Origin of the sequence: Sediminibacterium soli, from assembly GCF_009939225.1 — a bacterium.
Classification (GTDB): domain Bacteria; phylum Bacteroidota; class Bacteroidia; order Chitinophagales; family Chitinophagaceae; genus Sediminibacterium; species Sediminibacterium soli.
Map to the genome: position 1 here is coordinate 418,191 of NZ_JAACJR010000006.1, position 21,367 is coordinate 439,557.

The following is a 21,367-nucleotide window of genomic DNA, read 5'->3' on the forward strand; positions in this document are numbered from 1 at the left end:
CGTTTCACGTCTCATGTCTGACGTTTCACGTCTCACGCTCATTCTATCCATCCAAAATAAAAGCTCAGCGGCATCAGCGCGAAGATCAGGGGAACGATTACCGCGAACGAGTACCCGATACCTTTGATCATACTGAAATAACGCTTATTGTGCACGCCGTAGGTACGGAATGCGCTTTTGAAACCGTGCGCCAGGTGGTAGCCCAGGGCGATGCATCCCAGTACGTAAGCGATCACCACCCACAAAACGCTGAACTCGGTCTTCATTTTTTCATAGAGGTTGATCTCTTCGCCCAGCAGCCATCCCTGGTTGGAACGATTGGGAACCCAGAAATTGGCCAGGTGCAGTATCAGGAACAGCAATACCAGGGTACCGAGCAGTCCCATACTGCGGCTGTACCATTTGCTGCCCTGGTTGCCATAATCCACCGCATAACCAACCGAACGTTTGCTTTTGTTCTGAACGGTGAGCAGGTAGCCCTGTACGATGTGCAGGATCAGTCCGGCAAACAGGCCGATTTCGAGGATACGCGGCACCCAGTTGCCACCCATAAAATGAGCGCCCTCGAGGAACATTTTACCATTGTCATTGGCCCAGATACAGGCATTGAGCCCTGCGTGAATGATAAGAAACAGAATCAGGAAAAGGCCGGTGAAACCCATCACCAATTTCTTTCCGATAGACGATGTGAAGACTTGTTTCCAGGTCATAATGCAGTTTTAGGTTTCAAATTCGGTGCAAATTTACTTAAGGAATGAATGCTGTACACAACTTTTTTCGGCAACGATTTCGTAGAGGGAGAATTAGCGGATTAGCGGATTTGTGGATGCCATTGGCTATCGCCGATGGCCGATTGCCAATGGCCGATTGGGGATACAGCAACCAATCTATCATCCGAGAATCCGCAATCCGCTAATCCCATCGGCCATCGGCAATCCCCCATCTCTCAATCTTCCTCCCCGTTCATATATTTTCTCTCCCCGATCTCAACCCATGCACTACATTTGGCGCATGTTCAAGCTTCTCAGCATATTATGGAACAGTTTCCGGATGGCGCTGCAGGAACTGCGGGTGAATAAGCTGCGTACTTTTCTCTCGTTATTCGGGATCACCATCGGTATTTTCTGTATCATCGGCGTACTGGCCACCGTGGACAGTCTTGAGAGAAAAGTGCAGAACGATATCAAGGCATTCGGTAATAACACCATCTATATCGACAAATGGAATTACGGCGGCGGTGATGGCGGGCAATACCCCTGGTGGAAATACATCAAACGCCCGCAGATGAAGATCGAGGAGATGTATTTTGTCAAAACCAAGAGCCAGCTTGCCGCCAATGCGGCTATGTTCGTATCCAGCAATGTAAGCCTGAACTTCCGCGACAATACGCTTACCAATGTAAACCTCTACGGTGTTTCGGAGGAGTTTACCTCCATACAGACGATCGATATCGAATGGGGGCGTTACCTGATCGAGACCGAATTCCAGCGTGGCACCACCACGGGTATCATAGGCTATGAAGTGGCCAGCCAGCTGTTTCCCGATCCGCAGAAAGCGGTGGGGCAGCAGGTATCGTATAACGGAAGACGCATCAACATCATTGGCGTGATCAAGAAACAGGGACAGAGTTTTGTGGGCGGTTTTGATTACGACCAGTGCGTGATCGTACCCTACCGTTATTTTGCCAGCGTATACAATCCCGACAACAGTAACCCGTTCATCATGGTACAGGGAAAACCCAATGTGCCATCGTCTGCGCTTCAGGATGAGCTGGTGGGTATTATGCGGCAGGCAAGAAGACTCAGTCCTACGGAGGAAGATAATTTTTCCTGCAACGATGTAGCCCAGTTCAGCGAACAGGTAAAAGGATTTTTCGGCCAGGTGAGTGCCGGCGGATGGGCCATTGCGGGTCTGAGCCTGATCGTAGGTGCATTCGGTGTGGCCAATATCATGTTCGTAACCGTACGCGAACGCACCAGCCAGATCGGTCTGAAAAAAGCGCTGGGAGCCAAACGCGGCACCATACTGACCGAGTTCCTCATCGAAAGCGCCTTTCTCTGTATCATCGGCGGGCTGGTTGGCCTGGGACTGGTATGGGTGCTGGCCCTGGTATTGAGTTCCGTACTTCCCTTCGCGATCGTTATCGCACCCAATATCATTGTGCTCGCATTATCGATCTGCATCATCCTCGGCATCATCTCCGGTATCATACCCGCCTCCATCGCAGCGAGAATGGATCCGGTTGTGGCGATAAGAACGAAATAAAATTTGAAAATTTGAGGATTTGAGAATTTGAAAATGGGGTGGTATTGTTGCATGGCTTTATTGTTGCATTGCTGGGTTGATCAGGTGGCCATTCAGCAATTAAGCAATTTAACCATGTAACCATTTCCCCCATCTCACTACCTTTGCCATCATTTTCAAATTTTCAAATCCTCAAATTTTCAAATTCCCTTGCCCACCATCCTCGCCATCGAATCTTCCTGTGACGAAACATCCGCTTCTGTATGTGTTGACGGGAGGATACTGTCGAATCATATTGCCAACCAGCTGGTGCACGAGAAGTATGGGGGAGTGGTGCCGGAACTGGCCAGCAGGGCGCATATGCAGAACATTGTACCGGTGGTGGATACCGCATTAAAAACGGCATTCCCCGAACTGGCTACCGCCCTGGCAAGACTGCAGACCCTGGACGCCATTGCCTTTACACAGGCGCCGGGACTGATCGGAAGCCTGCTGGTAGGCGCCCAGTTTGCAAAATCGCTGTCGCTTTCGCTGAACAAACCACTGATAGCCGTTCACCATATGCAGGCGCATGTACTGGCCAACCTGATACCGGAAGAACGCCCGGAATTCCCGTTTCTCTGTCTTACGGTAAGCGGCGGACATACACAGATCGTGCTGGCGCGCTCGCCGCTTGACCTGGAAGTGATCGGGGAGACCATCGACGATGCGGCCGGAGAGGCTTTTGACAAAAGCGCCAAACTGCTGGGATTGCCCTATCCCGGCGGACCGCTGATCGACAAATACGCGAAAGAAGGCAATGCCGCCGCTTTCACATTTGCAGAACCACAGGTGCCGGGACTGGATTTTTCGTTCAGCGGGCTGAAGACCTCCATTCTGTACTTTCTGCAGAAACAGGAACCGGGTTTTATCGAGGCCAATCTGGCCGATCTCTGCGCATCCATACAACATACCATCATACAGATCTTACTGAAGAAGCTGAAAAAAGCCGTTCAGCAGACAGGGGTGAAACAGGTATGCATAGCCGGTGGCGTAAGCGCCAACAGCGGGTTGCGGAACGCACTGGGAGAGACCGGCAAAAAACAGGGCTGGAAAACATTTATCCCCGCTTTTCAATATTGCACAGACAATGCAGCCATGATCGCCATTACGGCGCACTACAAGTACCAGGTTGGTGATTTTGTTCCCCTCTCGGTGAGTCCTACCGCAAGAGCCGAATGGTAAAAGGCTGGCATCGTTTTTTTGGGCCTTTGTCCAAAAGAAAGCTATGCCACAGGCAACAACAGATATCCGGGATAACAAGCGCGACCAGGAAAGGTTGCAGCCCGAGGAAACCACGCTCGATCTTCCTGAAGTAAAAGACATACCGGGACAGGAACACATCAGGGTACCCAGGATGAAAGAATTCCAGGATACGACGATTGCATCCGATGACGAAGAGGGTAAAAGGGTTTTTGAAGATGCAGAGCCCGATGAAGCCACCGATGTAAGCGAGGAGGAACGTGAATTACTGCAGCGTAGTGCAGACAGCATGTCTACCGAAGACGATGAAGACCGAAGGAAATTGTTGCTCGACAACACCGATTCCGACGGCGATCCGCTGAACGAAAGGGTGGAAGCATCGGGAAACGATCTCGATATACCCGGAGCAGAAGACGACGATGCAAATGAATCGCTGGGTGAGGAAGATGAGGAGAACAATGGGTACAGCCTGGGAGGGGACCGGAAGGATTAGGGAATGGTCAAATGGCTATATGGTTATATTGCTAAATGGCTATGGTCAAAAGCGATCTGACGGTGTAACCGTTCAGCCATTCAGCAATACGCCTCTTCTTCTCAAGCCCTCTCATACACCTGCTCCCCGCGTTTTACATCGGGGTCCATCATGTAGGTAACCAGCGTGCCATTGTTCAGCAGTTCCACTACGCGGAAACCTTTGTAGGGTGTGCCCCAGTTACCGCCCACATGCGAGTCGAAAAAGAAGGGTAATTGGTTTTCCATTTTAACGCCGTCCTGGTCGTGCTCATGACCATGGAAAACGGCCCGCACATTCGGGTATCGTTTCAATAAGGTAAAGAATGCCGGGGTGTCGATGGCGTTGGCCGTCCATTTTGCCTGAGGGATATGCACGAACAGGAATACCTGCTTCTGTTTTGCATGCCTGTCCAGTTTTTCCTCCAGCCATACAAGATCGGGAGAGAGGTATACGCCTTTTTCATTGGAGGTATCACACAGCAGCAGCGCCGAGTCTTTGATCACCACATCGTGGTTGAGCCCGTATTTCCATACCTGCAACCATTCTTCGGCAGTAACCATATCATGGTTGCCCCTGGTAACATAATAGGGCATGGAAAGTTTATCTGCCTGCGCTTTTACCAGCGGCATAAAGGATTTTTCGTTGTGAATCAGATCGCCGTTCAGCACCGTAAAATCGAGTGGGTAAGATGCATGGAACCGGTTGATCTTCCGGATCATTGATTCTGTGGTTTCCCCGAACGAAGTGTCCGGCTGGCCGTAGTGCATATCGGATGCCGCCACAAAACGGATATGAACCCTATTCTGTAACCGGGACAACTCCGCCGCGGAAAGCAATACGGTTTTGCCATTCAGCAATACGGCTGTTGCCAGCGAAATATTGCGTATAAAATTCCTCCTGGAGACCGGTTTCTCGGACATACGATGTTTTGGTACAAACTTATCAAAATAACGGTGAGGGAGTATTGTGTTTCCATGATCTTTACACATCCCGGTAAAAAGGTCATTGGCGGCGTAGGATCCGTTCGAAAAATATCGGGATAACGACCGCGTGGTCACTGCCTCTTTGCAATTTCAGACGGACCGCAAGAACCCGGATTGCCATCGGCAATCGAATTGGCAATTGGCCATGAAATCCCGTACTTTTGCCGCCGAAACGGAGCAAGCAACATGATCAGTGCAAGAAATATCACCCTTGCCTATGGCAAAAGGGTATTGTTTGATGAGGTTAATATCAACTTCATCAAAGGAAATTGTTATGGAGTGATCGGCGCCAACGGCGCAGGTAAATCCACTTTTTTAAAGATACTCAGCGGCGAGATCGAACCCAATAAGGGAACGGTGGAGATTACGCCCGGCGAGCGTATGGCCGTGCTGAAACAGAACCAGTTTGAGTTCGACGAAGTAAGTGTGCTGAATACGGTGATGATGGGTCATAAGCGTTTGTGGGAAGTGATGCACGAGCGGGATGCCATCTACGCCAAAGCGGATTTTACCGAGGAAGACGGTATGAAAGCCGGCGAGCTGGAAGCCGAATTCGGCGAAATGGGCGGCTACGAGGCAGAGAGCAATGCGGGCAGCCTGCTCAGCGATCTGGGTGTAAAAGAAGAGCTTCACCAGAGCCTGATGCGCGATATACCCGGTAATTACAAGGTAAGGGTATTGCTGGCCCAGGCATTGTTCGGCAATCCCGATATCCTGCTGCTGGACGAACCGACCAACGGTCTCGATATTGAAACCATCGGCTGGCTGGAGAACTTCCTGGCGGATTATGAGAACATCGTACTGGTGGTGAGCCACGACCGTCACTTCCTCGATACCATCTGTACGCATGTAGCGGATGTGGATCGCGCAAAAATCAAGGTATTCACGGGTAACTATACTTTCTGGTACGAATCATCGCAGCTGATGAGTCGCCAGATCAGCGACAAGAACAAAAAAGTGGAGGAAAAGCGCCAGGCATTGCTTGATTTCATCGCGCGTTTCTCTGCCAATGCGTCCAAGAGCAAACAGGCCACTTCGCGTAAGAAAGCGCTGGAGAAACTGACCATCGAAGAGATCGAACCATCCAACCGGAAATACCCGGGTATCATCTTCCAGCCCCTGCGTGAAGTGGGCAACCAGATACTGAACGTGGAAAACCTCAGCAAGCGTGTTGACGGAAGAACGCTTTTCGACAAAGTGAATTTCAGTGTCAACAAAGGAGAGAAGATCGCATTCCTCAGCCGCGATCCGCTGGCCGTAACCAATTTCTTCGAGATCATCAACGATAACGGCAAGGCCGACAGCGGTAAATTTGAATGGGGAACCACGATTACCAAAGCCTATCTTCCTTTCGAAAACAGCGAGTTCTTTACCCAGGGACTTACGCTGATGGAATGGCTTCGCCAGTTTGTGCCGGCGCATGTAACCGATGCCGATGAACCGTTTATCCGCGGTTTCCTGGGCAAGATGCTGTTCAGCGGCGATGACATACAGAAAAAGACCAATGTGCTCAGCGGTGGAGAGAAAGTGCGCTGCATGGTAAGCCGTATGATGCTGCAGAACCCCAACCTGGTGGTACTCGATCAGCCCACCAACCACCTCGACCTGGAAAGTATCCAGAGCTTCAACGAGGGCTGCCAGACCTTCCCGGGTATCGTACTCATTACTTCGCATGACCACACGTTTATGCAAACCGTAGCCAACCGCATCATCGAACTCACTCCCAGGGGTATCATCGACAGGCTGATGACTTTTGACGAGTACATGGACGATGCGCGTGTGAAGGAACTGAGGACGGAAATGTATCTGTAAGCATAGCCGACAGCGTTGAATGGCCAGGGTTTTACAGCCCTGGAAGACCAGGCTACGCGGTCATCCGGTGCCCGCGATGCTGAATAGCCGAGTATTTATACCCCGTATTTGTACGTACCCGTAATTCCGGCGGCTTTGTTTGGTAATTTGGCCTCAAAATCGGGTATGCCGGTGATCAGACTGCCCCTGCTGTATGCGGGCGATAAAGGAGAAAGGGTGTTGTATACGCTTTTTGACAGCGGGATAAATCTCTCCTGCATCAACCCGCTGTACATTGACACGATAGGGACCCGCTTAGGGCTCGGTCGCCCCAGGCGGACAGCCAGTGCAAAAACGGGACATATCATCGAAATAACCGAAGTGATCCGGCTTGATTTTTACCTGCACGATATATTGCTGAGCGACGAGTTCCTGGTGGTGCCGGGGCTAAGCGAAGAAGCCCTTATCGGTGCGGCCACCCTCCGTAAATGGCGGCTCACACCCGATTATGAACAGGATACGGTTCAGGCGGATGCGGAGGCAGCAAAACTGCAACGGGTTTGAGACTATGGATTAGTGGATTGTGGATTAGCAGATTAGTTATAATTAAATTGTAAAATATGTTACTCCCGGAAGTTTTCATCGCGGGTCATTCCGTCACCCAGTTATCCGCGAACCCATTATCCGCTGATCCGGAATCGATGTGAATAAGTTCTGCTAATTTCGCGTTCCAAATCGATTTATGCCGCCGGATGTGGGTAAAATCCCCAAAAAAAGCCAAAATAATATGGATAATTAATTGAGCTTCCTTACCTTTGCATCCCCGAAAAAATCGGAACAAAAACAAGCGTCATGGCAAGAGTATGTCAGGTTACTGGTAAAAAGCCCATTGTTGGAAACAGCGTTTCTCACTCCAACATTAAAACCAAACGTCGTTTCTTACCCAATTTGCAGAAAAAACGTTTCTTCTTTGCTGAAGAAGACCGTTGGGTTACGCTGAAAGTATCTACCGATGCCATCAGGACCATCAACAAAAACGGTCTGTCGACTGTGATCAAAGAAATGAGGGCGCAGGGAGCAAAGATCTAACCTATCACACGAAAATTATTTACAATGGCAAAGAAAGGAAACAGGGTACAGGTGATTCTGGAATGCACAGAGCACAAAACCAGCGGCCAGCCAGGTACCAGCCGTTATATCACTACCAAGAACAAAAAGAATACGCCCGAGCGTATCGAACTGAAGAAATTCAACCCGATTCTGAAAAAAGTAACCGTTCATAAAGAAATTAAATAACCATGGCAAAAGCAGCTTCTAAGAACGCGAAAGTAAAAGACCAGAAAGCCGCCGCTGAAGCGAAAAACTGGACCAAGGTGATCAAGGCTGTTCGCAGTCCCAAAACCGGTGCATATACTTTCAAAGAAACCATCGTTCACAAAGACAAAGTGAAAGAATTCCTGGCCGAGAAATAATCGACCGGTATCTGACTATAGTAAAAAAAGCTTTCCTGTTTTGGAAGGCTTTTTGTATTTAATATTAATTTGAAAATTTGGTGATTTGAACATTTGAAAATGATGAGACGCTCAATTTTTGCACGTTTCAAATATTTTCAACCGCTTCAATCCTCCTCCATTTTCAAATTGTCAAATCACCAAATTTTCAAATTATCATGAGTTTCTTAGGCAGGTTATTCGGAAAACAGGAGAAGGAAAGTCTGGACCAGGGATTGCAGAAGACCAAGGAAGGCTTTTTCTCCAAGATCACCCGCGCGGTGGCCGGTAAAAGCGAGGTGGATGAAGAAGTGCTCGACAATCTCGAGGAGGCGCTGGTGAGTGCAGACGTGGGTATCGAAACAACCGTTGCCATTATCGAACGCATCGAAGCCCGTGTAAAGCAGGATAAATACGTGGGCACTTCCGAGCTCAACCAGCTGCTGCAGCAGGAGATCGAATCGATACTGGTGGATGCCGCCGAAGCTTCGTACAAAGATTTCAGTCTGCCCGCCGGCAAAAAACCGTACGTGATCCTGGTGGTGGGCGTAAACGGCGTGGGCAAGACCACCACCATCGGCAAACTGGCACACAACTATAAAAAAGCGGGTAACCAGGTTATCCTGGGCGCGGCGGACACTTTTCGCGCTGCCGCGGTTGACCAGTTAACGATATGGGGCGAGCGGGTGGGCGTGCCCATCGTAAAACAGGCCATGGGCTCAGATCCCAGCGCCGTTGCATTCGATACCGTGTCAAGCGCGGTGGCAAGGCAGGCCGATATCGCTATCATCGATACCGCGGGACGCCTGCACAACAAGATCCACCTCATGGACGAACTCAGCAAGATCAAACGGGCGGTGCAGAAAGTGATACCCGATGCGCCGCATGAAGTCATGCTTGTTCTCGACGGATCAACCGGTCAGAATGCGGTGGAACAGGCAAGACAATTTACCGCAGCCACCGATGTATCCGCGATCAGCATCACCAAACTGGACGGCACAGCCAAAGGCGGCGTGGTACTGGCCATCGCCAATCAATTCAAGATCCCCGTAAAATACATTGGTGTAGGCGAAAAAATCGACGACCTGATCATCTTCGATAAACACGAATTCGTAGACAGTCTGTTTAAACTGGAAGGGTAGAAGAACAGAAGAGCAGATGAACAGAAGAACAAGGAACAGAAGAGCAGGGAATGATGCGTAATTTGAAAATTTGATAATTTGGCAATTTGAAAATGAATGGGTCGCTCAGACCGGCATTATTTACTCCATTGTCAAATCTTCAAATTATCAAATTTTCAAATTAATCAGTCCCTCTTCTCTAAAACGTATACCGCAGCCCCAGTCCGCCCCATCCGCCTTCAAAATAGCTGTAGCCGATGATGTTGAAGGAAGGCTGCCAGTCGAAGCTGATGTTCAGGGGTATGCCCTGTATTTTATAATCGAGACCCAGCACCCCGTCGATGCCCAGCGCCAGTCCGTCATTGCGGTAAGGGTATTTGGTTCTCCAGGAATCGCTCCACACACCCACATGCGCACCGCCGCCGAGATACCATTTCAGTCCGGCTACACCCCCGATATCATTGTGCAACTCATACAGACCGGTTAACCGGAATCCGTCGGAGGAGATATAACCCAGGCCTTCCAGCGCCACGGTGGGTTTGATAAAATGTTTCAGGGTAATGGCGCCGGGATAGACCTTTACGCCGATGGCTGTTTTGTAATCGGGGCCGTCGTTCGTTTGTGCATGAACACTTACTGCCGCGATCATTACTACTAAGAATGCCGATAATCGTTTCATAACTGTTTTTGGTTTCGGATTAGTGACAGAAAACTATGCCAATCTTGCAGCTGTTATGCGCAAAGAATAGTTAAGGTTGGATAGGGTTTATGCTTTAGGTTTGCGGTATGCACAGTTTTAAGGAATTGGTAACAGATTTCGGAGAAAAATTCTCCGCCCGTCATTTCCCATTGTCGCCCTCTTCGCTGTACGAACCGGCGGAGTATTTTCTTTCCTGGGGCGGCAAACGCATACGGCCCGTGATGTGTTTAATGGGTAACGAGTTGTTTGGTGATATCCAGGAAGACACTTACCAGATTGCCACTGCGATCGAACTGTTCCACAATTTTACGCTGATACACGACGATATCATGGACCAGGCGCCACTGCGCCGCGGCATGGAAACCGTACACATGAAATACGGCGCCAACACCGCCATCCTCAGCGGCGATGTGATGATGATCCGTGCCTATGAATACCTGAACAGGATACAGCCGGCCTGTCTTCAGCGCATCCTTACCCTGTTCAGCCGTACAGCAACCGAAGTGTGCGAGGGGCAGCAGATGGACATGGATTTTGAGACCATGCAGCAGGTGTCGATGGAGGAATACCTCCGGATGATCAGTCTTAAAACATCGGTGTTGCTTGCTGCAAGTCTTGAAATGGGCGCCATTATCGGTGGAGCAAGCGAGGGCAACTGCCGGCATATGTATGAGTTCGGCCGCAACCTGGGCATCGCCTTCCAGGTGCAGGATGATTACCTTGACGCCTTCGGTGACCCTGAGAAATTCGGCAAGGAAACCGGCGGCGACATCCGCCAGAACAAAAAAACCTTTTTGCTGCTGCATGCCCTGGAGTCGGCCGACGATACGCAGAAAGCACGCCTCGGCCAGCTGATGAAAAGCGATGCCCCCGATAAAGTACAGGAGGTACTGTCTGTCTTCAAAGCATGCAATGTGGATGACTGGGCAATCCGGCTAAAGGAGAAATACCTGCAGACATCGTTGCAGCACCTCGATTCCATCGCTGTTGTCTCTGCAAGGAAGAAGCCATTGAAAGAACTCGCCGAATTCCTGATCCAGCGCGAGTATTAAACAACACGCTGCGAACCGCGTTTCGCGGAAGGGACTGTTATTTATAAAGCTTTTCACTTAGCTTTAGACCTGTCAAAACCCATAGTTCATGCCGAATGCTCTTTTCCGAAAGAAATCGATCGATAAAATAGTAGCCGATGCACAGTCAGGTGTTAACGACGGGCATGGCGGGGGCTTGCGGAAAGTGCTGGGCGTTCGTGATCTTACATTTATGGGTATTGCTGCGGTGATAGGAGCAGGGATATTCTCGACCATCGGTACGGCAGCTTTTAACGGCGGGCCGGGTATCGTTTTTCTTTTTATCATCACCGCCATCACCTGCGGATTCAGCGCCCTGTGTTATGCAGAATTTGCCAGCCGCGTACCCATAGCAGGCAGCGCGTATACCTACGCGTATGTGTCGTTCGGCGAACTGGTTGCCTGGATCATGGGATGGGCATTGATACTTGAATATGCTATCGGCAATATCGTTGTGGCCATCAGCTGGAGCGGCTATTTCAACAACCTGCTTCAGGGATTTGGCATACACCTGCCCGGATGGCTGGCCACCAACAGCGGCAATGCCCAGGCCGGTTACGAAGAGGCGATGCAGGCGCTGGCAGGCGGACAGTCACTGGAATCGCTCAGCAAAAATGCACGTATGGGTTATGATGCCATTATGCATGCGCCCGTGATCGGCGGCTGGAAATGCATTCTGAACATACCCGCTTTTGTGATCGTATTCCTGATCACCGTACTGGCCTATATCGGGATACGTGAAAGTAAAAAGAGCACCAACTTTATGGTGATCTTCAAAATACTGGTGATCATCTTCGTGATCGTGATGGGCTTTTTTTATGTGAGTCCTGCTAACTGGGACCCGTTTCTTCCCAATGGTTTTGGCGGCGTGCTGGCCGGTGTGTCGGCGGTGTTCTATGCCTATATCGGGTTCGATGCCATATCCACCACGGCTGAAGAATGCAAGGATCCCCAGCGTGATATGCCAAGGGGTATGATCTACTCCCTGCTGATCTGTACGGTGCTGTACATACTCATTGCACTGGTGCTGACCGGTATGGTTAATTACAGCGAACTGAAAGTGGATGATCCGCTGGCGTATGTGTTCGAAAAACTGCAGCTGAAAAAGATCGGTTATGTTATTTCTGTCAGTGCGGTAGTGGCCACCACCAGCGTACTGCTGGTATTCCAGCTGGGCCAGCCGCGTATCTGGATGAGCATGAGCCGCGATGGATTGCTGCCGAAGAAGTTTTCCAAAGTGCATCCCAAATTCCATACACCTTCTTTTGCCACCGTCATCACCGGTCTGATGGTGGGAATACCCGCCATGTTCGTATCGAGCAGCCTGATGACCGAGCTGACGAGTATCGGTACCCTGTTTGCCTTTGTACTGGTTTGTTTTGGCGTACTGGTGCTACCCAAGCTGACCACTGAAAAAGGGAAGGGGCGTTTCCGCATCCCTTATGTAAACGGAAAATTCCTGATACCGGCTCTGGTAGCGGTATTCATCATCCTGATGCGGGGCCGGATCGGTGATGCGTTTTCCAATTTTTCCACCGAAGGATACCAGGAGGTATTGTTCCTGGTTTACATACTGATTGCAGCGGTTACGGCTGTTCTGGCATTCGTTAAGAATTTTTCATTGATACCCGTTATCGGTGCGCTGAGCAGTCTGTACCTGATGATCGAGATCCCCGCCATGAGCTGGCTCTGGTTCTTTACCTGGATGGTACTCGGCCTGGTCATTTATTTCCTCTACGGAAGGAGAAGAAGCAAACTGGCATAGGGCGTTGCTTTTACTACGATGGTAAAATCCGGGCCCCGACTGCTGAAGCCCTTCTCCGTTCCGCGGTCTCTGTGTTGAAATTTTCCGGATTGCCTGAGCCTAATTTAAACACAGGGACACGGCGGGAACGCAGGCAAGTCCTATTTTTGCACCATGAAGTACCAGGTTGGTGACGATATTATCGTGCTGCACAGCAACGAAGAAGGGAAAGTGGTGGAGATCATGAACGATAAGATGGTGATGGTCGAGATCAGGGGTGTGCGTTTCCCGGCGTATATGGACCAGATCGATTTTCCGTATTTCTACCGGTTTACCCAAAAGAAGACCGTACCCGAAAAGAAAACGGATGCGAAAGTGTATGTTGACAATCTTCCCAAAGAAAAACCCAAGCCCAATTCCATAGCCGTTGAAGACGGTGTATGGCTCTCCTTTATCCCTAAGTTTGCGCTGGACGATTTTAATGATGAAGTGGTGCAGTCATTGAAGATACACCTGGTGAACAAAACACCGCAGGCATATCAGTTCAGCTATACACAACAGTTCCTCGGCAGGACGGATTTTGAACTTGCCAACGAAGTGGCCCCGTTTCATGATTTCTACCTGCACGATATCCCATTTGAATCGGTGAACGACAGTCCCTTGTTTTCCTTTGATTTCTCCCTGGCAAAAGAAGACAAAAAGAAAGCGCCGCATTTTGAAACCAGTCTCAAACTCAAACCCAGGCAGGTATTTCAGAAGATAGAGGAGATGAAAGACAGCAATGCGCCAACGATTTCCTACCAGTTATTCAAAACCTATCCCGACAAAACCTATGACGACAGGGTAGAGCTGGGGCCGCTGGCTGCCAGGGGCTTTAAAGTATACGATGCCGGCAAGATCAGGCAGCACCTTCCGCCCGCGCGTTCGGTGGTAGACCTCCATATAGATAAGCTGACGGATAGCTGGAAGCATTTAAGCAACCTCGAAATACTGGGCATACAACTCTCCGAGTTCGAAAAATGGTACGACCTGGCCATCGCCCATAAACTACCCTCGCTGATCGTCATACACGGTGTGGGTGAAGGAGTGCTCCGCGAGGAGATCCATGAGACACTCAAAACCAAACGCGAGGTCAGGAACTTTATCAACCAGTACGACCCCCGCTTCGGCTACGGCGCCACCGAGATATTTTTTTCCTATAAGTATTAGCGGATTGGTGGATTCCGGATTAGTGGATTGGTAGGAAGTGCAGCAGCAGGTTTTTCTGCCAAGCAACGGATGCCACCGGAACCATCATCGTATTTTACCGGTCTCTCCCAGCGACCATCCTTTAATCCATAATCCACCAATCCGGAATCCACTAATCCATAATCTGTATCTTTGCCCGTCAAACCCGAACCATCGCGTCCCCTGTGGGGATGAGGAAAGTCCGGACAGCATAGGGTGATCCACCGGTGAACAGCCGGCTCCCCACAGCAGTGTGGGGACGAGAAAGTGCCACAGAAAATAACCGCCACCCCCGCAGCAATGCGGGGAGGTAAGGGTGAAAACGTGAGGTAAGTGCTCACGGCAGCGGTTGGTAACAATGGCTGCGGGTAAACCTTGGATGCTGTAATGCCATGTATAGGATCGTTCGAGGGCGACCCGTCCGAGATCCAGGGTAGGCAGCAGGATCCCGCCAGTAATGTCGGGGCAAGATAAATGATGGTGTAGAAACAGAATCCGGCTTACGAGGTTTGTATTTTTTAGCTGTTGGCCTTTGCAGCAGGTAGCGCGCTTTTCAAAAATGAACGGCCAAATGCCTGCTGCTAACCGCCAACAGCTTATTTTTGCCGCATGACACAAGAGCAGCTAAAATCTATAAGGGACCGCGTACTCGTCCTGAGGAGGTTTCTTTGACGTTGAGAACCGCACATACAAAGTAGACACCGACCGCCAACTCTCGCTTTCGCCTGGCTTCTGGGACGACAATATCCGCGCTACGGCCATCATGAAAGAGATCAAGGTAAACGAATACTGGCTTAAACTCTATAAGCAGGTGGATACTGCTGTAGAGGATTTTGCCGTACTGTTCGATTTCTGGAAAGCAGGCGATGCCACCGAAGAGGAGGCCCGCGAAGCATACGAAACCGCTTTGCAGCAGGTGGAAGAGGCAGAATTCAAAAGCACACTGAATAAGCCGGAAGATGAATTGCCGGCCGTGCTGCAGATCAACCCTGGCGCCGGCGGAACAGAAAGCCAGGACTGGGCCGAGATATTGCTGCGCATGTACCGCATGTATGGCGAAAAACAGGGCTGGAAAGTGACCGAGATCGATTACCAGGAAGGCGATGGCGCCGGTATCAAAAGCGCCACGATACAGTTCGACGGGGATTTTGCCTACGGATTCCTGAAAGCGGAAAGCGGCGTGCACCGTCTTGTACGCATTTCTCCTTTCGACAGCAATGCCCGCAGACACACTTCTTTTGCATCGGTTTACGTGTATCCGCTGATAGACGACAGCATCGAGATCACCGTTAACCCCGGCGATCTGGAATGGGCATTCTACCGCAGCGGCGGCAGCGGTGGCCAGAACGTGAACAAAGTGGAAACGGCGGTAAGGCTGAAACATATTCCCAGCGGTATCATTGTGGAATGCCAGCAGGCAAGAACACAGGGAGAGAACAGGGAACTGGCTTTGAAAATGCTGAGAAGCCGTTTATACGAAGAAGAACTCCGCAAACGCCAGGAAGCGATCGATGCCACCAATGCCAGCAAGAAAAAAATCGAATGGGGCAGCCAGATACGCAGCTATGTATTCCATCCCTATAAAATGATCAAAGACCACCGCACCGATTACGAAGTGGGCAATGTGGGCCCGGTTATGGACGGCGAACTGGATGGCTTTATCAAAGCCTACCTGATGATGGAGAAAGAAGTGCAGTAGGGATTGATGATTGCAGATTTGTTGATCGCCGATTGCCGATTGGGGTTGGCTGGCGGTAATAACAAACCGCAGATGCGCAGATTGTACCCTGATCTGCGAACCTGCGGCACTTCTATTCAATCGGCGATCAACAAATCGGCCATCGCACAATCCCTCTCTCTATCCGGCAATACTCGTAATATACCTCACCAGGCTTCTCTTGGCAACGGGAAGCAGGGTTTCTTCCATGGGGAAATTAAGGTCTGTCTGCACGGCGTATATCGCCGGATTGGGTAGGTCGGACCGGTTGCGGATCAGCTGCGATTTGATATTTTGGTAGGTGTTTACAAAATTCCGCTGCCATACGTCCACGAATTCGGTTTTGATGCTGCGGTATTTTTCGTCGTGTTTTTCAAAAATGCTGAGCCGGTACTGGTAAACCCAGGTATTGCGGCAGCTTCCTTCACAGAGCATAAAATAGCCTTCGTGGTGATCCAGCGGCATGATGCCAACGGGTTCAATACTCAGCTGGTTCTCCACGAACTCGTATATTTCGCTGCCGGTGGTGATGGTTTCCTTCATCGTGGCGCAGGAATACTGGATGATGTCTTCGAGCTCCTGCATCAGTTCATCGTCCTCAACCAGCGATTCGTACAGTAACTGCAGCTTCTCGATCTGGATGCCTGTGAGTTTTTTTGGAAATTGTTCCTGCAGGTATCTTTTGTTTTCCCGGAACGCCACCAGATTATTGTAATGAAAAACAAGATCGGCCAGTTGCGGGTATAGCCTGTGCTCGTCAAAATGTTTGCTGATCTCCTGGAGATAGGCGAGAAGGGTGTATTTCTTCAATTCAAAATCAATATACCCATCGGCAAACCAGGTCTGTGATAGGGTTTTCATAACACTTCTTTGTTTACTGAATGTACTTAGAAGACAGTAGCAAAGCCAGCATTGTTTACTAACACAATGTGAAAAAAATGATCGATCGCAGCCGGCCGGTCACAAACCGGCAGGCGGATCTGCGGGGAGAGATAAGCAACAGATGGTCATCACAGATACCTGAACCATTGTTTCTCTATGTCCCATTGTTCAAATTCTTTGGCAACTTCCGAGAGGAAGCCCGCACCAAGACTGCCATCCACGATACGGTGATCGTAGCTGAGCGAGAGGTACATCATATGACGGATGCCGATGGTATCGCCGTCTTTGGATTCGATCACCACCGGTTTTTTCTTGATGGCGCCCACAGCCAGTATCGCCACCTGCGGCTGGTTGATGATGGGGGTTCCCATCAGGCTGCCGAATGTGCCCACATTGGTAAGGGTGAAAGTGCCGCCCTGCGTATCTTCCGGTTTCAGCTTTCCGTTGCGCGCGGCATCGGCAAGCTGGTTAACAGATTTGCTGAGACCTACAATGTTCAGCTGGTCTGCGGCTTTGATAACCGGTACGATCAGGTTACCCGATGGCAGGGCAGTGGCCATGCCGATGTTGATGTCTTTTTTTACAATGATTTTATCTCCATCCACCGAGCTGTTGATCAGCGGATAACGTTTCATCACGTTCACAAGGCATTCGATAAACATGGGTGTGAAGGTGAGTTTGGCACCTTCGCGTTTTTCAAATTCGTCTTTCACCCGCTGGCGCCACTGAACCATATGCGTTACATCGGCCTCTGCAAAACTGGTTACGTGCGGACTGGTATGCACGCTGTCCACCATGTGTCTGGCGATCAGTTTACGCATGCGGTCCATTTCTATGATCTCGGTGATGCCGCTGGGTTTTACCGCAGCAGGGTCAGCAGATTTACCCGAAGCGGTCGGGATAAGTGATGGCACCGATGCTGTTTCTGTTTTTGGCGTAGCGAAACGTTTTTGTTCCTGTACGATGGGCTGTGCGGGTTGTATGGCGGGCGTCTGTATGCCACCGGTCTTCCGGTTTTCAACAAACTGCAGGATATCCTTTTTTGTTACACGGCCCTCATTGCCTGTGCCCGGTATCTTTTCAAGGTCACTTAGCGCAATGCCTTCGCTGTTGGCGATGTTGAGCACCAGCGGCGAGTAGAAACGGATGGCCGCCGGCTTCTCCGGCAGGGTGGCAGTGGCATTTGTTGCGTCCTCTGCGGTTTGCGGCAGGTAAGGTATTTCTTCGGCGATGGTTTCGACGGGTTGCTGGTGAAATTCCTGGGCCATATCCACCATAGTAACGGGTTCTTCGGCCATCGACAGCGGGGTCAGGGTTTCCTGCGGGATCGCTTCCTGCTGCTCAGGAACCGGAGCGGTGGCCACAGGCGTGGCGGCGGCAGCGGTATTCGCCGGACTGATCCTGGCGATAACGGTGCCGATGGGCACCACATCGTTCACATTGTAGAGTATTTCGGTAACCACGCCTTCTGCAGTGGATGGCACTTCGCTGTCTACTTTATCTGTGGCAATATCCAGTATGGTCTCGTCCTGTTTTACAGGATCGCCCACCTTTTTATGCCATTTCAGAATGGTTGCTTCCATTATGCTTTCGCCCAGTTTGGGCATCACCAGTTCAGCTACTGCCATAGTAAAAAGTCAAGAGTGAAAAGTCAAAACTAAGAAAAGCAAGGGCAAGCCTGAGATCAACCGTTTATTACCGTTTATCTGTGGCTAACAACCGTTTGCTTACGGGGCAAATGTATGGCTAAACCACCGATTTTCGGACAGGATTCTCTACAATAAACTTTCGCAACTGGTTCAGCGCAGTGTGCGCCGTCATTTCAATATTCCTGCGTCTGTCGTGCCGGAAATGGAACTGCCGGGCTTCCGTTTTTTCACTGCTTCCCACTGCGATCCATACCATACCCACCGGCTTTTCCGCAGTGCCGCCACCGGGCCCCATGATACCGCTTACCGCTATCACGTAGTCGGTTCTCAGCAAGGCAAGGGTGGTTGCTGCCATCCGGCGTACGGTTGCTTCGCTGACTGCGCCATCGGTCTGCAATGTTTCTTCCGGCACCTGCAGCAGGCTTGTCTTTATCTCGTTGGCATAAGAAACCACGCTGCCTTTGTAATATTCCGAAGCGCCTTCATGACTGGTTACGAGGTGCGCTATATAACCACCGGTGCAGCTTTCGGCAGTGGCCATGGTTGCCTGCGCTTTCTTCAGCAGCTTTCCCACCGCCAGTTCGAGCGGTATGTCTTCATCGATCACCAGGAATTCTCTGGTACGCTCGGTAAGCAGCCGGAAATGCTGGTCCAGCAGTGTTTCCAGTTGCGCGGCATCTGTGCCGAAAGCGCTAAGCCTGAGCCGTACCATGCCGTAATTAGGCAGGTACGCCAGCCTGATGTTGGCGGGAAGCGCTTCTTCGATATCCTGTATCTGATCGGCCAGATAGGATTCGCCGATACCTGCCGTAAGCAAGGTGCGGTGTCGAACAACACCTGTGTTGAAATATGCCGGGATAACCGGCAGCACTTTGTGTTCCATCAGCCATTTCATTTCGCTCGGAACACCCGGCAGCGATATAACTATTTTTCCATCCCGTTCAAATAACATACCCGGGGCCGTTCCCCTTTCGTTTTCCAGCACGGTGCATACATCCGGCACCTCGGCCTGCCTGGCATTGCGCTCGATCATCGGGCGTTTCAGCACGGTTTCAAACAGGCGGGTGATGCGTGCCAGCGTTGGCTTGTGCACGATCATGCTGCCGCCGAAATATGCGCACAGCAGTTGTTTGGTGATGTCATCGGCCGTTGGGCCAAGTCCGCCCGTAACCAGTATCAGCGAAGCGGTTTGGGTTTCCTGCTCCAGGGCCTGCCAGATATCTTCCCATACGTCACCCACGGCAATCCGGTGTTTGACCACGATACCGATCTTGTTCAGCTCCTGCGCCATCCATGCACTGTTGGTGTCGATCACCTGTCCGATCAGCAATTCATCACCGATCGTAATGATCGAAGCATATACTTTGTCCATGGTTCATTTTCTGAACGCAAGTTAGGTTATTGAATATTCAATCCATTGGTGAAGGATATGGTAGCCTATTGTGTATGTTTTGCCGCGCCATAAATGGCGGGGCAAAGGAAAAAGGAAATGATGCTGAAAAGGATATGCGTATTTTAGTGTCAAACAGATTGCATGAAAAAACTGGTCAGTGTTTTGAGTTTGGTAGGGTGTGCACTGTTAACCCGGGCGCAGGATCTTCCACAGCGGTTATCTTCCGCCGTCCAACAGTTACTTGCAGACCCGCAGATGAAACATGCGATACTCGATCTTGCAGTAGTCAAATCCGAAACAGGCGAAAAAATATATGATATAAATGCGCAAACAGGTTTAGTGCCAGCCAGTTGCCAGAAAATAATCACCGCCGCAACAGCCTTCGATATACTGGGTGCCGCTTACCGTTACCGCACCTGTATCGGCTACGATGGCAACCTGGAAAAAGGTGTTGTAAAAGGAAATCTGTACCTCTCCGGCAGCGGCGATCCCAGTCTGGGCAGCTGGCGGTACGCCGTCACCAATGAACAGTTGGTACGGAAAACATGGGCGGGCGCGCTCACCGCCAATGGCATCAAACGGATAGAAGGCAAACTGATAGGGTACAATGGCAGATGGGATGCCAATATACTGCCCGGCGGCTGGATATGGGACGATATGGGCAATTATTACGGCGCGGGTGTTGCGGCGCTGAACTGGCACGAGAACCAGTACGATCTTACGCTTCGTTCGGGCAAAGAAACGGGAACGGCCGTAACCATTGTTTCCGCGGTGCCCCGGCCCTACCAGGTTACGCTGAACAGTGAACTGACAGCGGCGGCAAAAGGAACGGGCGATAATGCCTATATCTACCTGCCGCCGGCAGGCAGCCGTGGCTATGTACGCGGTACCATACCGGTGGAAGAAAAAGCCTTCACCATTTCGGGCTCCTTTCCCGATCCGGCGATGCAGACGGTGCAGGTGCTTAAAAGTCTGCTCGATTCGCTGCGAATACCGGTAAGGGGCGTGCAGGTTTCCAATACTTCAGACACGCCGGCCATGCGGGTGCTGCATTGCCAGCTGTCGCCATCGCTCGACAGTCTTAACTACTGGTTCCTCCGGAAAAGCATCAACCTGTACGGAGAGGCGTTCCTGCGTACGATCGCGTATGAAAAAACCGGTTCCGGGTTGCCCGATAAAGGCCTGCAGCTGCTCAGGGAGTTCTGGCGCGAAAAGGGCATTGAACCCGCGGCATTGCACATGATCGATGGGAGCGGGCTTTCGCCGCAGAACCGCGTTACCACCGATGCGCTGGTAAAAGTATTGCAGTATGCCAGAACCCGCGACTGGTTCCGGTACTATTACGATGCCCTGCCAACCTATAACCAGATGAAACTGAAAAGCGGCACCATCGGCGGTGCCAAAAGTTTTGCAGGATACCATACGGCAAAAGACGGAACTGCGTACACCATGGCCATCATAGTTAACAACTACGACGGTTCTGCGGCGGAGATCGTTAAAAAACTGTTTGCCGTGCTGGATGTGTTGAAATGACTTTTTTTCTTACTTGCGTTGGCCCGTTTAACCGTCAGGGAATCATCTGCTTATTTATGTGCTACAG

At 50.7% G+C, this 21,367-nt stretch carries 20 protein-coding genes and 1 other RNA gene; 15 read left to right on the plus strand and 6 right to left on the minus strand.

The window, feature by feature from the left end; genetic code table 11:
• Positions 1-38: 38 nt before the first annotated feature.
• Positions 39-710: a succinate dehydrogenase cytochrome b subunit gene (locus tag GWC94_RS05820; protein WP_161834088.1), complete on the minus strand. Its 672-nt coding sequence runs from the start codon at positions 708-710 to the stop codon at positions 39-41.
• A gap of 301 nt (positions 711-1,011) precedes the next feature.
• On the opposite strand from GWC94_RS05820, the gene GWC94_RS05825 reads away from it, so the two are divergent.
• From GWC94_RS05825 to GWC94_RS16665, 3 genes are all read left to right on the plus strand, one after another.
• On the plus strand, positions 1,012-2,265 hold the full coding sequence (locus GWC94_RS05825; RefSeq protein ID WP_161834089.1) for an ABC transporter permease: 1,254 nt from the start codon (positions 1,012-1,014) through the stop codon (positions 2,263-2,265).
• A gap of 189 nt (positions 2,266-2,454) precedes the next feature.
• The gene (gene tsaD / locus GWC94_RS05830) at positions 2,455-3,468 is read left to right on the plus strand and encodes a tRNA (adenosine(37)-N6)-threonylcarbamoyltransferase complex transferase subunit TsaD (RefSeq protein ID WP_161834090.1); all 1,014 of its coding nucleotides are present in this window, start codon (positions 2,455-2,457) and stop codon (positions 3,466-3,468) included.
• Positions 3,469-3,511: 43 nt separating this feature from the next.
• The gene (locus GWC94_RS16665; protein WP_202628648.1) at positions 3,512-3,979 is read left to right on the plus strand and encodes a hypothetical protein; all 468 of its coding nucleotides are present in this window, start codon (positions 3,512-3,514) and stop codon (positions 3,977-3,979) included.
• A gap of 101 nt (positions 3,980-4,080) precedes the next feature.
• Here GWC94_RS16665 and GWC94_RS05835 read toward each other — a convergent pair whose 3' ends face one another.
• Complete coding sequence (locus GWC94_RS05835) at positions 4,081-4,920, minus strand: metallophosphoesterase family protein (protein WP_161834091.1); 840 nt, start codon at positions 4,918-4,920, stop codon at positions 4,081-4,083.
• A gap of 249 nt (positions 4,921-5,169) precedes the next feature.
• Between GWC94_RS05835 and GWC94_RS05840 the strand changes: the two genes are divergently transcribed.
• From GWC94_RS05840 to ftsY, 6 genes are all read left to right on the plus strand, one after another.
• Positions 5,170-6,795 (plus strand): ABC-F family ATP-binding cassette domain-containing protein, encoded by a 1,626-nt coding sequence (locus tag GWC94_RS05840; RefSeq protein WP_161834092.1) that lies wholly within the window; start codon positions 5,170-5,172, stop codon positions 6,793-6,795.
• 165 nt (positions 6,796-6,960) lie between these two features.
• Positions 6,961-7,338 (plus strand): pepsin/retropepsin-like aspartic protease family protein, encoded by a 378-nt coding sequence (locus tag GWC94_RS05845; RefSeq protein ID WP_161834093.1) that lies wholly within the window; start codon positions 6,961-6,963, stop codon positions 7,336-7,338.
• 288 nt (positions 7,339-7,626) lie between these two features.
• Positions 7,627-7,863, plus strand: coding sequence for a 50S ribosomal protein L28 (gene rpmB, locus GWC94_RS05850; RefSeq protein ID WP_161834094.1), 237 nt, complete (start codon positions 7,627-7,629; stop codon positions 7,861-7,863).
• A 24-nt stretch (positions 7,864-7,887) separates the two neighbouring features.
• Positions 7,888-8,070: a 50S ribosomal protein L33 gene (rpmG, locus tag GWC94_RS05855; RefSeq protein ID WP_026763708.1), complete on the plus strand. Its 183-nt coding sequence runs from the start codon at positions 7,888-7,890 to the stop codon at positions 8,068-8,070.
• Positions 8,071-8,072: 2 nt separating this feature from the next.
• The gene (locus GWC94_RS05860; RefSeq protein WP_161834095.1) at positions 8,073-8,246 is read left to right on the plus strand and encodes a DUF4295 family protein; all 174 of its coding nucleotides are present in this window, start codon (positions 8,073-8,075) and stop codon (positions 8,244-8,246) included.
• 197 nt (positions 8,247-8,443) lie between these two features.
• The gene (ftsY, locus tag GWC94_RS05865; RefSeq protein ID WP_161834096.1) at positions 8,444-9,406 is read left to right on the plus strand and encodes a signal recognition particle-docking protein FtsY; all 963 of its coding nucleotides are present in this window, start codon (positions 8,444-8,446) and stop codon (positions 9,404-9,406) included.
• A 178-nt stretch (positions 9,407-9,584) separates the two neighbouring features.
• Here ftsY and GWC94_RS05870 read toward each other — a convergent pair whose 3' ends face one another.
• Positions 9,585-10,064, minus strand: coding sequence for a hypothetical protein (locus GWC94_RS05870; RefSeq protein WP_161834097.1), 480 nt, complete (start codon positions 10,062-10,064; stop codon positions 9,585-9,587).
• Positions 10,065-10,171: 107 nt separating this feature from the next.
• On the opposite strand from GWC94_RS05870, the gene GWC94_RS05875 reads away from it, so the two are divergent.
• The 5 genes from GWC94_RS05875 (at position 10,172) to prfB (ending at position 15,825) form a co-directional block, all read left to right on the plus strand.
• Positions 10,172-11,137: a polyprenyl synthetase family protein gene (locus GWC94_RS05875; RefSeq protein WP_161834098.1), complete on the plus strand. Its 966-nt coding sequence runs from the start codon at positions 10,172-10,174 to the stop codon at positions 11,135-11,137.
• An 88-nt stretch (positions 11,138-11,225) separates the two neighbouring features.
• Positions 11,226-12,920: an amino acid permease gene (locus tag GWC94_RS05880; RefSeq protein ID WP_161834099.1), complete on the plus strand. Its 1,695-nt coding sequence runs from the start codon at positions 11,226-11,228 to the stop codon at positions 12,918-12,920.
• A 153-nt stretch (positions 12,921-13,073) separates the two neighbouring features.
• Entirely contained in the window at positions 13,074-14,108 is a 1,035-nt protein-coding gene (locus GWC94_RS05885; RefSeq protein ID WP_161834100.1) for a Smr/MutS family protein, read from the plus strand.
• Between the two features lie 179 nt (positions 14,109-14,287).
• Positions 14,288-14,642: RNase P RNA component class A (rnpB, locus tag GWC94_RS05890), an RNA gene on the plus strand.
• A 93-nt stretch (positions 14,643-14,735) separates the two neighbouring features.
• Positions 14,736-15,825 (plus strand): peptide chain release factor 2 gene (gene prfB / locus GWC94_RS05895; protein ID WP_394367110.1). Its coding sequence is split into 2 segments (ribosomal slippage): positions 14,736-14,795 and positions 14,797-15,825, totalling 1,089 coding nucleotides; the frame shifts between segments, so codons are not numbered across the junction.
• A 159-nt stretch (positions 15,826-15,984) separates the two neighbouring features.
• On the opposite strand, the gene GWC94_RS05900 is transcribed toward prfB, so the two are convergent.
• The 3 genes from GWC94_RS05900 to GWC94_RS05910 form a co-directional block, all read right to left on the minus strand.
• Positions 15,985-16,704, minus strand: a complete 720-nt coding sequence (locus GWC94_RS05900; RefSeq protein ID WP_161834102.1) for a hypothetical protein — start codon at positions 16,702-16,704, stop codon at positions 15,985-15,987.
• A 149-nt stretch (positions 16,705-16,853) separates the two neighbouring features.
• Complete coding sequence (locus GWC94_RS05905; RefSeq protein ID WP_161834103.1) at positions 16,854-18,353, minus strand: dihydrolipoamide acetyltransferase family protein; 1,500 nt, start codon at positions 18,351-18,353, stop codon at positions 16,854-16,856.
• Positions 18,354-18,471: 118 nt separating this feature from the next.
• Positions 18,472-19,746, minus strand: coding sequence for a competence/damage-inducible protein A (locus GWC94_RS05910; protein WP_161834104.1), 1,275 nt, complete (start codon positions 19,744-19,746; stop codon positions 18,472-18,474).
• A gap of 162 nt (positions 19,747-19,908) precedes the next feature.
• On the opposite strand from GWC94_RS05910, the gene dacB reads away from it, so the two are divergent.
• Entirely contained in the window at positions 19,909-21,300 is a 1,392-nt protein-coding gene (dacB, locus tag GWC94_RS05915; protein ID WP_161834105.1) for a D-alanyl-D-alanine carboxypeptidase/D-alanyl-D-alanine endopeptidase, read from the plus strand.
• Positions 21,301-21,367: the final 67 nt, after the last annotated feature.

What these genes read in the sequence shown, in the direction of transcription:
- GWC94_RS05820 (WP_161834088.1), bottom strand. Translation starts at nt 710, where the DNA reads ATGACCTGGAAACAAGTCTTCACATCGTCTATCGGAAAGAAATTGGTG.
- GWC94_RS05825 (WP_161834089.1), top strand. Translation starts at nt 1,012, where the DNA reads ATGTTCAAGCTTCTCAGCATATTATGGAACAGTTTCCGGATGGCGCTG.
- GWC94_RS16665 (WP_202628648.1), top strand. Translation starts at nt 3,512, where the DNA reads ATGCCACAGGCAACAACAGATATCCGGGATAACAAGCGCGACCAGGAA.
- GWC94_RS05835 (WP_161834091.1), bottom strand. Translation starts at nt 4,920, where the DNA reads ATGTCCGAGAAACCGGTCTCCAGGAGGAATTTTATACGCAATATTTCG.
- GWC94_RS05840 (WP_161834092.1), top strand. Translation starts at nt 5,170, where the DNA reads ATGATCAGTGCAAGAAATATCACCCTTGCCTATGGCAAAAGGGTATTG.
- GWC94_RS05845 (WP_161834093.1), top strand. Translation starts at nt 6,961, where the DNA reads ATGCCGGTGATCAGACTGCCCCTGCTGTATGCGGGCGATAAAGGAGAA.
- rpmB (WP_161834094.1), top strand. Translation starts at nt 7,627, where the DNA reads ATGGCAAGAGTATGTCAGGTTACTGGTAAAAAGCCCATTGTTGGAAAC.
- rpmG (WP_026763708.1), top strand. Translation starts at nt 7,888, where the DNA reads ATGGCAAAGAAAGGAAACAGGGTACAGGTGATTCTGGAATGCACAGAG.
- GWC94_RS05860 (WP_161834095.1), top strand. Translation starts at nt 8,073, where the DNA reads ATGGCAAAAGCAGCTTCTAAGAACGCGAAAGTAAAAGACCAGAAAGCC.
- ftsY (WP_161834096.1), top strand. Translation starts at nt 8,444, where the DNA reads ATGAGTTTCTTAGGCAGGTTATTCGGAAAACAGGAGAAGGAAAGTCTG.
- GWC94_RS05870 (WP_161834097.1), bottom strand. Translation starts at nt 10,064, where the DNA reads ATGAAACGATTATCGGCATTCTTAGTAGTAATGATCGCGGCAGTAAGT.
- GWC94_RS05875 (WP_161834098.1), top strand. Translation starts at nt 10,172, where the DNA reads ATGCACAGTTTTAAGGAATTGGTAACAGATTTCGGAGAAAAATTCTCC.
- GWC94_RS05880 (WP_161834099.1), top strand. Translation starts at nt 11,226, where the DNA reads ATGCCGAATGCTCTTTTCCGAAAGAAATCGATCGATAAAATAGTAGCC.
- GWC94_RS05885 (WP_161834100.1), top strand. Translation starts at nt 13,074, where the DNA reads ATGAAGTACCAGGTTGGTGACGATATTATCGTGCTGCACAGCAACGAA.
- GWC94_RS05900 (WP_161834102.1), bottom strand. Translation starts at nt 16,704, where the DNA reads ATGAAAACCCTATCACAGACCTGGTTTGCCGATGGGTATATTGATTTT.
- GWC94_RS05905 (WP_161834103.1), bottom strand. Translation starts at nt 18,353, where the DNA reads ATGGCAGTAGCTGAACTGGTGATGCCCAAACTGGGCGAAAGCATAATG.
- GWC94_RS05910 (WP_161834104.1), bottom strand. Translation starts at nt 19,746, where the DNA reads ATGGACAAAGTATATGCTTCGATCATTACGATCGGTGATGAATTGCTG.
- dacB (WP_161834105.1), top strand. Translation starts at nt 19,909, where the DNA reads ATGAAAAAACTGGTCAGTGTTTTGAGTTTGGTAGGGTGTGCACTGTTA.